Genomic DNA, 9,471 nt, shown 5'->3' on the forward strand with positions numbered 1-9,471 from the left:
ACGGGCTCCAGCGTGCAGGACCTCTTCGTCGAGCACGGCGAGGCGCACTTCCGTGAGCTCGAGGCCGCCGCGGTCGCGAGCGCGCTGCAGGAGCACCACGGCGTGCTGGCACTGGGCGGCGGTGCCGTCCTCCACCCGGGCACCCAGCAGCTGCTGCGCGAGCAGCGCGTCGTCTTCCTCGACGTCAGCCTGTCCGCCGCCGCTCAGCGCGTCGGCCTCGGCACGAACCGGCCGCTGCTCCTCGGCAACGTCCGCGCGACCATGAAGGCGCTGCTCGACGCGCGCCGCCCGGTCTACGAGGACCTCGCCACGCACACCGTGGTCACCGACGACCTCACCGCCGACGACGTCGCCGCCCGCATCCACCAGCTGATCCAGGAGAACGCCACCCCATGACCGTCCGCATCCGGGTCGAGACGTCCGCCCCGTACGACGTCCTCGTCGGCTCCGGCGTGAGCGACCAGCTCGCGTCGCTCGTCGGGGACGACGTGCGTCGGGTCGCGATCGTGCACCCGACGGTGCTGCGCGAGCGCGCCGCACGGCTCCGGTCGACCCTGCTGCGCGAGCAGGCGACGCGGGCGCTCGACGTGCACCTGCTCGAAGTGCCCGACGGCGAGGCCGCGAAGAACGCCGAGGTCCTGCAGTACTGCTGGGACGTCCTCGGGCGCACCGGCTTCACCCGCTCCGACGTCGTGGTCGGGTTCGGCGGCGGGGCGACGACCGACCTGGCCGGCTTCGTGGCCGCGAGCTGGTTGCGTGGGGTCCGGTTCGTCAACGTCTCCACCACGGTGCCGTCGGCGCGTTCCACGAGCCCGTCGGCGTCCTGTGCGACCTCGACCTGCTGGTCGACCTGCCGTCCGCGGAGCTGCGCAGCGGGCTCGCCGAGGTGGTGAAGTGCGGGTTCATCGCCGACCCGTCGATCCTGGAGCTGATCGAGGGCGTCGGCACGGGAGCCGTGCTCGACCCGACGTCGGCGATCCTCGCCGAGCTGGTCGCCAAGGGGATCCGGGTGAAGGCGCAGACCGTCGCCGGCGACCTGCGGGAGACCGGCGGGGGTGCCGGGCCTTGGGCGGCGAAGGGCGCCGGCCGGGGTGCCGGGCCGTGGGCGGCGAAGAGCACCGGCGGGGGTGCCGAGGACGACAGCGGCATCGGCCGGGAGGCGCTGAACTACGGACACACCCTGGGGCACGCGATCGAGCGCGAGGAGCGGTACACGGTGCGCCACGGCGAGGCGATCAGCGTCGGCATGGTCTACGTGGCGGAGCTGGCGCACCGGCACGGCCTCATCGACGCCGACCTCGTGCAGCGTCACCGCGACGTGCTGTCGTCGCTGTCGCTGCCGACCACGTGGGCGGGCGCCTTCTCGCCGCTGCTCGCGGCGATGCGTCTGGACAAGAAGACGCGCGGCGACCAGCTGCGGTTCGTGGTGCTCGAGGACCTCGGACGCACGACGATCCTCGCCGGCCCCGACGAGCAGACGCTGCGCGACTCCTTCGCGGCCCTCGCCGCTCCCTCGTCGTCACCGGGCGCTGCCCGATGAGCACGACCCTGGCGCCGGACGCGCAGACGCTGCAGCGTCGCCGCGAGCGCGTGGGTGCGTCGCTCGCCGACGCCGGTCGGGCCGGCCTCGTGGTCACGACGCTGGTCAACGTCCGGTACCTCACCGGGTTCACGGGCTCGAACGGCGCCCTCGTGCTGCGCGCTGACGGCAGTGGACTGTTCCTCACCGACGGCCGCTACCGCGACCAGGCCGCGGCCGAGGTGCCCGGTCTCGAGCACACCATCACGCGCGACCTGCTCGGCGTCGCGGGCCCGCGACTCGCCGACGTCGGGGGAGCGTGGGCCGTCGAGACGCACACGCTGAGCGTCGACGCCCACGCGACGCTGGGTGACGCGGCGCCCGGGGTCGACCTCGTCGCCGCCGACCGGGTGGTCGAGCGGGCGCGCGAGACGAAGGACGACGTGGAGGTGGCGGCGCTGCGCGAGGCCTGCCGGGTCTCCGCGGCCGCGCTGGAAGCGCTCTGGGCGGGTCCGCTGGTGGGGCGGACCGAGCGCGACGTCGCCCGCGACCTCGAGTGGCGCATGCTCGAGCTCGGCGCCGAGGCCGTCGCCTTCGAGACCATCCTCGCGTCGGGCCCGAACACCGCCGTGCCGCACCACCACCCGACCGACCGGGTGCTGCAGCCCGGTGACCTCCTCAAGACCGACTTCGGCGCGCGGGTCGCCGGTTACCACGCCGACTGCACGCGCACCGTCGTGCTCGGCACCGCCGACGCCTGGCAGCGCGAGGTCCACGCCGCGGTGCGTGCGTCGCAGGCCGCCGGTGTCGACGCGTTGCGCGAGGGTCGTCCCGTGGCCGAGGTGGACGCCGTCGCGCGGGGCGTCCTCGACGAGGCCGGGTGGCTCGAGCACTTCACCACCGGCCTGGGCCACGGCGTGGGTCTGCAGATCCACGAGGACCCGTTCATCGCCGCGGCGCACGTCGGTACACTGGGGCGTCGCACCGTCCTCACCATGGAACCGGGCATCTACGTCCCGGGCCGCGGGGGAGTGCGCATCGAAGACACCGTCCTCGTCACGCCGGCCGCCACGGGTACCCCCGAGGTGCTGACCGACCTGACCACCGAGCTCCTGGAGATCGCCTGATGGCCACCACGAACGACCTGAAGAACGGCATGGTGCTGAACATCGACGGCCAGCTCTGGACCGTCATCGAGTTCCAGCACGTCAAGCCGGGCAAGGGTCCCGCCTTCGTGCGCACCAAGATGAAGAACGTCGAGTCGGGCAAGGTCGTCGACAAGACCTTCAACGCCGGCACCAAGGTCGAGACCGCCACCGTCGACAAGCGCGACATGCAGTACCTCTACAACGACGGCACGAACTACGTGTTCATGGACGTGCAGACGTACGACCAGCTCGAGATCGCGCCCGAGGCCATGGGCAGCGCGCCCGACTTCCTCCTGGAGAACCAGGAGGCCACCGTGGCCACGAACGAGGGCCGCGTGCTCTACGTCGAGCTGCCGCTCTCGGTCGAGCTGCTCATCGAGCACACCGAGCCGGGCCTGCAGGGTGACCGCTCCAGCGGCGGCACGAAGCCCGCGCGCCTGGAGACGGGTCGCGAGATCCAGGTGCCGCTGTTCGTCACCACCGGCGAGAAGGTCAAGGTCGACACCCGCGACGGCAACTACCTCGGCCGCGTGAAGGCCTGATGGGCGCGCGCACCAAGTACCGCAAGCGCGCCCTCGACATCCTCTTCGAGTCCGAGCTCCAGGGCCTGCCCCTGGGCGGGACGCTCGCGGCGCGGCGCGAGACCAACGACCCGCCGGTCAACCCCTACACGGTCCGGCTGGTCGAGGGTGTCATGGAGCACCAGCAGCACATCGACGGCCTCATCGCCGAGCACTCCCGCGGCTGGACGCTGGACCGCATGCCCGGGGTCGACCGCAACCTCCTGCGCGTCGCCGTCCTCGAGATCGTCTACGTCGACGACGTGCCCGGGCCGGTCGCCGTGAGCGAGGCCGTCGAGCTCGCGGCGGAGCTCTCCACCGACGACAGCCCCAAGTTCGTCGGCGGCCTCCTGAGCCGCATCCTCGAGGTCGCCACCCCCGCCTGACCCGTCGACGCGGCGGGGCGACGCGCCGTCACGCGCAGTTGCACATCCGTCCGACTCCGTTAGCGTGCTGAGCACCCGCGACGGCGGACGACGGCTCCTGCCTGCGTCACCGTCCTGACGAGAGGTGACGTGTGGGCTTCCTCGACTTCGTCCACGATCGATGGTCGGTGCTGTCGTTCCTGGCGTACCAGCACCTGAGCCTGGTGGTGCAGACGTTGGCCGCGGCCACGCTGCTGGCGATCGTGCTCGGCGTGCTGGCCTACCGGTCCCGCTGGGGCACCGCCGCGGCGCAGGCGCTGTCGTCCGTCGGGCTGACGCTCCCCTCGTACGCGCTGCTCGGCCTGCTGGTCGGTGTCGTCGGCATCGGGGTGCTGCCCTCGGTCATCGCCCTGGTCTTCTTCGGGTTCCTGCCGATCCTGCGCAACGTGATCATCGGCCTCACCGGTGTCGACCAGGCGCTCGTGGAGTCGGCGCGCGGCATGGGCATGGGGCGAGTGGCCACGCTCGTGCGGCTCGAGCTGCCGCTCGCGTGGCCGGTCATCATGACCGGCGTCCGCGTCTCGGGCCAGATGCTCATGGGCATCGCCGCGATCGCGGCCTACGTGCTGGGGCCCGGCCTCGGCGGCTACATCTTCTCGGGCATCTCCCGCACCGGCGGGGCCAACGCCACGTACTCCATCGTCGCGGGCACGGTCGGGATCATCCTCCTCGCCGTCGTGCTCGACCTCGTCCTCAACCTGCTCACCCGAGCCACGACCTCCAGGGGCATCCGTGTCTGAGACCACCACGACCACCACCACGTCCGGGCAGCAGTCGCACGGGCAGCGCATCCTGCTCGAGAACGTCACCAAGAAGTACTCGGGCCAGTCCGGCGCGGCCGTCGACGACGTGACGCTCGAGATCCCCGCCGGCGAGATCGTCATGCTCGTCGGCCCGTCGGGCTGCGGCAAGACCACGACGATGAAGATGATCAACCGGCTCATCGAGCCGACCAGCGGTCGCATCTACATCGGCGACGAGGACGTCACCGACCAGGACGCCGACGACCTGCGCCGACGCATCGGCTACGTCATCCAGGGCGCCGGGCTGTTCCCGCACTACACGGTCGCCGAGAACATCGCGATCGTGCCGCGGCTGCTCGGCTGGAAGAAGGACCGCGTCGCCGCGCGCGTCGACGAGCTGCTCGACCTGGTGAACCTCGACCCCGAGCAGTACCGCGACCGGTACCCCCGGGAGCTGTCCGGCGGCCAGCAGCAGCGGGTGGGCGTGGCCCGGGCCTTGGCGGCCGACCCGCCGGTGCTGCTGATGGACGAGCCGTTCGGCGCCGTCGACCCCATCACCCGCCAGCGGCTGCAGGACGAGCTCCTGCGCCTGCAGGAGGAGCTGCGCAAGACGATCGTGTTCGTCACGCACGACTTCGACGAGGCGGTGAAGCTCGGCGACCGGATCGCGATCCTCGACGTCGGCTCGCGGATCGTCCAGTACGACACGCCCGAGGCCATCCTGACGTCGCCGGCGAACGAGTTCGTCGAGGGTTTCGTCGGCCACGGTGCCGCTCTGAAGCAGCTGACGCTCACCCGCGTGCGTGACGTCGAGCTGCACGAGGCCGCCGTCGCGCACGTCGGCGGCGACGCAGCCGCGGCTGCGCAGGACGCCCGGGCCAAGGGTCGCGACTGGGTGATCGTCCTTGACGCGCAGGAGCGCCCGCAGCGGTGGGTCTCCGTCCGCGAGCTCGAGCGGGGCGGCGCGCTGGACCGCGTGTCACGCGACCTGGAGCTCGAGACCGTCAGCTCCGCCTCGACCCTCAACGACGCGCTCGATGAGATGCTCACGTCGTCGCACGGCGTCGTCGTGGTCACGGGTCGGCGCAACGTCTACCAGGGCGTCATCCGCGTCGAGACGATCATGCAGGCGATGCAGCAGCTCAGCAGCAGCGCTGCGGACGTCGACCCGGTGCAGCCGTGAGCGCCACCACCGCCGGTCCGGCGAACGACGCGGCCGTGCGGGGCGAGGCGGCGACCCCGACCGTCACCGTCGACCGTCCGGGCATCGGTCGCTGGATCGGCCAGCCGCTCGTCGTCGTCGCCGCGGTCGTCGGTTGCCTGGTCTACGTGAACACCGCGGACGTCACCGACGTGGAGCGCCGCTCGCTCACGGTCGACAACCTGCTCGACCTGACCGGGCAGCACCTGTTCATCAGCCTCGTCGCGACGCTCCTGACCTGCGTGGTCGCGATCCCGCTCGGCATCGCGTTGACGCGGGGTCCGATGCGACGCTTCTCCAAGCCGATCATCACCGTCGCCGGCTTCGGGCAGGCCGCCCCGGCGATCGGCCTCATCGCCCTCGGCTCCGTGATCTTCGACGTGGGCGCCACGGGCGCGATCGTCGCCCTCGCGGTGTACGGCATCCTGCCGATCGTGGCCAACACGGTCACCGGTCTCGACGGCGTCGACCAGCGTCTGGTCGAGGCGTCGCGCGGCATGGGCGTCTCGGCGGGCGGCACCCTCGTGCGCGTCGAGCGTCGGCGCGATCCTGGTCGCGGCCCTGGCCCTGTTCATCGACTGGCTGGCGCGTCTCGTCGAGATCGCCGCCGCCCCGAAGGGAGTGGGCTGACGTGCGAGGTCACCTGCGCAGCAAGCTCGTCACGTCCGCCGTCGCCCTGGCCTGCCTGGGGTTGGCCGGCTGCGGCCTGCAGTCGGCGTCGGGAGCGGTGCTCGGCGCCGAGCCCGGCACCATCAAGCGGGTGAAGTCGCTCGAGGGCGTCCCGGTCACCGTGGCGGCGAAGGACTTCACCGAGCAGCTCGTGCTCGGCAACATGATGTCGACGGTGCTGAGCGTGGCCGGTGCCGACGTCACGAACCTCAGCAACACGCCCGGCAGCTTCGGCGTCCGCCAGGCGCTGCTCGACGGTCGCGTCGACATCTCCCCGGAGTACACGGGCACCGGCTGGATCAACTACCTCGGCAACCAGAAGCCGGTGAAGGGCGAGGAGCAGCAGTACAAGGCCGTCTACGACGCGGACCTGAAGAACGGGCTGACCTGGCTGCCCTACGCCCCCATGAACAACACGTACGCGTTCGCGATCGCCGAGAAGAAGGGCGAGGAGCTCGGCATCACCAAGCTCTCGCAGCTGAAGGACCTGCCGAAGGACCAGCGCACGTTCTGCGTCGAGAGCGAGTTCGCCAAGCGCGACGACGGCTTCGTCCCGATGCTGAAGACGTACGGACTCACCGAGGCCGACCTCGGCAAGGTGACGACCCTCGACACGGGCGTCATCTACACGGCGACCGCGCGCGGCACCTGCAACTTCGGCGAGGTGTTCACGACCGACGGCCGCATCCCGGGTCTGAAGCTGCGGGTGCTGGAGGACGACAAGGAGTTCTTCCCGTTGTACAACCTGAGCTTCGTCGCCCGCACGTCGTTCTTGAAGGAGCACCCCGAGGTGGAGGAGATCTTCGCCCAGGTGCTCCCGAAGCTGACCAACGACGTCATGCTCGAGCTGAACGCCAAGGTCGATGTCGAGGGCCAGGACCCGGCCATCGTCGCGCGGGACTGGCTGAAGTCCGAGGGGCTCGTGCAGTAGCCCGCGGTCCGCTGGACTGCGACTCAGGCGAGCGGCAGCATGCCGCCGGTCCCGATCAGCGTGGCGCCGACGACGGCACTCGCGCCGAGCAGGGCGGCGAGGACGCCGGCGTTGGGTCGTCGCTTGACCGTGCCGTCGACCGTCGACGTCTCGGCGCACTGACGCACGTCGTCGGCCATGGCGTCGAGCCGACCCCACGCGGGCCGGTCGTGCACGCTCACGGTCTTCCGGGTGCCGGCGATGTCGATCGCGAGGTACCAGGGCCGTCGGCGTACGTCGGCGACGAGGGTCCCCGGCACGTGCAGCGTCGTGTAGACGTCGTGCACCTGCACGACACCCTCGTACGTCGTGACCGGACGGGCGCCGAGGTGGAGCAGTCGCGCAGCGCCCTCTCCGACGAACGCCGCAGCGAGCAGCACGAGGAACCAGCCCGGGACCCCCTCCTCAGGAGGGAGGGTGCGCCAGAACCACAGGACGGCGAGGAAGACGCCCACGGCTCCGACGGGTACCAGCGCGGAGACCAGCGGCAGCAGGTGGCGCAGCGGCGAGGGACGGGCGGCGTCACGGGCCGTCGAGGTCGTCCGTGAGTGGCGTGCTGCGGGGTCGACGCGCAGGGACTGGCGGGAGCGGCCGAACCCGCCCAGCGCGTCCCCGACCCGGTGCGCGAGGGAGCCGACCGTGACAGGGTCGCGCGACGCGCGGGTGGACAGCAGTCCCGTGCCGTCCTCGAGGACCACGAGGGTGGCACCGCCGAGACGCTCGAGGCCGTGCACCGTCGCCGGACGACGTGCGGGAGGGTCCTGCGGGGCGTCGTCGTCCCCGTCGATCTCGTCCCAGACGTCGTCGAGGGTGCTCGGGTCGCCGATCCACGCGTCCGGGAACCAGAGCTCGGAGGGCCACCAGCTCTTCAGCCAGGGCGGCAGCCCTCCCGGTCGCTCGTCGAGGGGCTCCGGCGTGAGGAGCAGGGTGACGGGCCGGTCGTCGTCGAGCGGCCTCACGAGCAGGTGGGGGCCGTACGGCTCGACCTCGACGTCCCAGCCGGGTCGCCCGGGAGCCAACTGGAGCAGCAGTCGCGCCTTGCGTACGGGGCCGGCGGCGCTGAGGAGCACCGCGACTCCCAGGAGGACTCCGGTGAGCATCGGGAGCATCGACCAGTCGTCGGGGTCGGCGTTGCCGAGCCCCCACGGTCGTTCCTCGCCGAGCGGGTCGACCATGACGGTGACGTCCTGGCCCTCGCGGTAGGTGCTCGCGTCGTCGACCCAGAAGTCGTACGTCCGGGAGCCGACGCGGACGTCCAGGCTGTCCTCGAACCTGTCGACGCCGGTGACGACGGCGGCGGCAGGACGGCCGCGCTCACCGAGGTCGATGAAGGTGGCGCGGCGGTCGAGCCAGAGGAGCATCGCGGTGAGGCTCGCGACGACGAGGAGGCCTGCGGTCACGCGCCGTGGCACACGCCAGGGGTCGCTGCGACGGCCGAGGCTCAGCACGTCGTCCGGCAGCGGGTGGCCTGCGGGGCGGCCCACCCGTGCCTGGGCGCGCCGGAGCATGACGTCGGCGACGACGACGGCGAGCCAACCGAGCCACAGGTGCCGGACGACGAACCCGGGGCCTGGGTCGCCGAGGGGTGAGAGGGCGACGAGGGTGAGGACGGCGGCGACGCGCGGGGCCCACCAGGCGAGGACGACGGCGGCGGCGAAGAGTCCGAACGTGACGGAGCCGGCGGTCTCCTCCCAGGAGACGACCTGTTCGAGGGTGGGCAGGTAGCCAGCGGACTCTGTCCAGGTGAGCAGGACGACCAGCGCGACCATGACGGCGGGGCCGAAGGTCAGGACGAGCGTGGGGACGCGGAGCCGGCCCCAGCGTCGCGCTGACGAGCGAGGGGCCGGGGTGTCGTGCACGCGCCCACCCTAGAAGACCTGGTCGGCGGCGCCCTCAGCCGCGAAGGTAGAGCCGCATGAGCACGCGCGGGTGGCCAGCGAGCCTGGAGTGTCGGGCGGGGGTCCGACGTTCTCCAGGCCCTCAGCCGGCTCGGGCGCGGCGGGTACTGGTGCGTCGGGTGCGCAGGGTGCGATGGGTCTGGTGGGTGTCGGGGTCGATGGTGAAGAACCCTTGGTGCACCGCGGAATGGCATCTGGGGCAGAGCCCGATGAGGTTGGCGAGGTCAGTCGGTCCGCCTTCGGACCAGTACTGGATGTGGTGGACGTGGACGACGGGTCCGTGGCAGCCGGGTCCGGCGCAGGTGCCGCCTTGTCGGTTGACGACGGCTTTTCGTTGG

Annotated in this window: 10 protein-coding genes and 1 pseudogene; 9 read left to right on the forward strand and 2 right to left on the reverse strand. The window is 71.7% G+C overall.

All coding sequences use genetic code 11. The features are described from left to right. The 9 genes and pseudogenes from A6Q79_RS18100 to A6Q79_RS18140 form a co-directional block, all read left to right on the forward strand. The coding region (locus A6Q79_RS18100; RefSeq protein ID WP_317698915.1) for a shikimate kinase at positions 1-396 on the forward strand (396 nt) is incomplete at its 5' end. Next, positions 393-1,540, forward strand: a pseudogene (locus A6Q79_RS18105) (3-dehydroquinate synthase). The gene A6Q79_RS18100 and the pseudogene A6Q79_RS18105, both read left to right, overlap by 4 nt. Next, the gene (locus tag A6Q79_RS18110) at positions 1,537-2,646 is read left to right on the forward strand and encodes a Xaa-Pro peptidase family protein (protein WP_286690824.1); all 1,110 of its coding nucleotides are present in this window, start codon (positions 1,537-1,539) and stop codon (positions 2,644-2,646) included. Before A6Q79_RS18105 ends, A6Q79_RS18110 begins: the two are co-directional and overlap by 4 nt. Continuing rightward, positions 2,646-3,209, forward strand: a complete 564-nt coding sequence (efp, locus tag A6Q79_RS18115) for an elongation factor P (protein WP_286690825.1) — start codon at positions 2,646-2,648, stop codon at positions 3,207-3,209. The genes A6Q79_RS18110 and efp overlap by 1 nt, the downstream gene beginning before the upstream one ends. Next, positions 3,209-3,613 (forward strand): transcription antitermination factor NusB, encoded by a 405-nt coding sequence (nusB, locus tag A6Q79_RS18120; protein WP_286690826.1) that lies wholly within the window; start codon positions 3,209-3,211, stop codon positions 3,611-3,613. The genes efp and nusB overlap by 1 nt, the downstream gene beginning before the upstream one ends. Before the next feature lie 131 nt (positions 3,614-3,744). After that, on the forward strand, positions 3,745-4,392 hold the full coding sequence (locus A6Q79_RS18125) for an ABC transporter permease (protein WP_286690827.1): 648 nt from the start codon (positions 3,745-3,747) through the stop codon (positions 4,390-4,392). Next, positions 4,385-5,578 carry a betaine/proline/choline family ABC transporter ATP-binding protein gene (locus A6Q79_RS18130; protein WP_067857836.1) on the forward strand — a complete coding sequence of 398 codons (1,194 nt, stop codon included), beginning with the start codon at positions 4,385-4,387 and terminating at the stop codon, positions 5,576-5,578. Before A6Q79_RS18125 ends, A6Q79_RS18130 begins: the two co-directional genes overlap by 8 nt. Further along, positions 5,575-6,360 (forward strand): ABC transporter permease subunit, encoded by a 786-nt coding sequence (locus tag A6Q79_RS18135; RefSeq protein ID WP_317698916.1) that lies wholly within the window; start codon positions 5,575-5,577, stop codon positions 6,358-6,360. The genes A6Q79_RS18130 and A6Q79_RS18135 overlap by 4 nt, the downstream gene beginning before the upstream one ends. A gap of 26 nt (positions 6,361-6,386) precedes the next feature. After that, entirely contained in the window at positions 6,387-7,196 is an 810-nt protein-coding gene (locus A6Q79_RS18140) for a glycine betaine ABC transporter substrate-binding protein (protein ID WP_317698918.1), read from the forward strand. A 23-nt stretch (positions 7,197-7,219) separates the two neighbouring features. On the opposite strand, the gene A6Q79_RS18145 is transcribed toward A6Q79_RS18140, so the two are convergent. Both A6Q79_RS18145 and A6Q79_RS18150 read right to left on the reverse strand, forming a co-directional pair. Then, a complete protein-coding gene (locus A6Q79_RS18145; RefSeq protein WP_286690829.1) occupies positions 7,220-9,094 on the reverse strand; it encodes a hypothetical protein in 1,875 nt (624 codons plus the stop codon). A gap of 121 nt (positions 9,095-9,215) precedes the next feature. Further along, a partial coding sequence (locus tag A6Q79_RS18150; protein ID WP_317698917.1) for an HNH endonuclease signature motif containing protein occupies positions 9,216-9,471 on the reverse strand: 256 nt, incomplete at its 5' end.

It is taken from the genome of Aeromicrobium sp. REDSEA-S32_B7 (assembly GCF_001626145.1).
Lineage (GTDB): Bacteria > Actinomycetota > Actinomycetes > Propionibacteriales > Nocardioidaceae > Aeromicrobium > Aeromicrobium erythreum.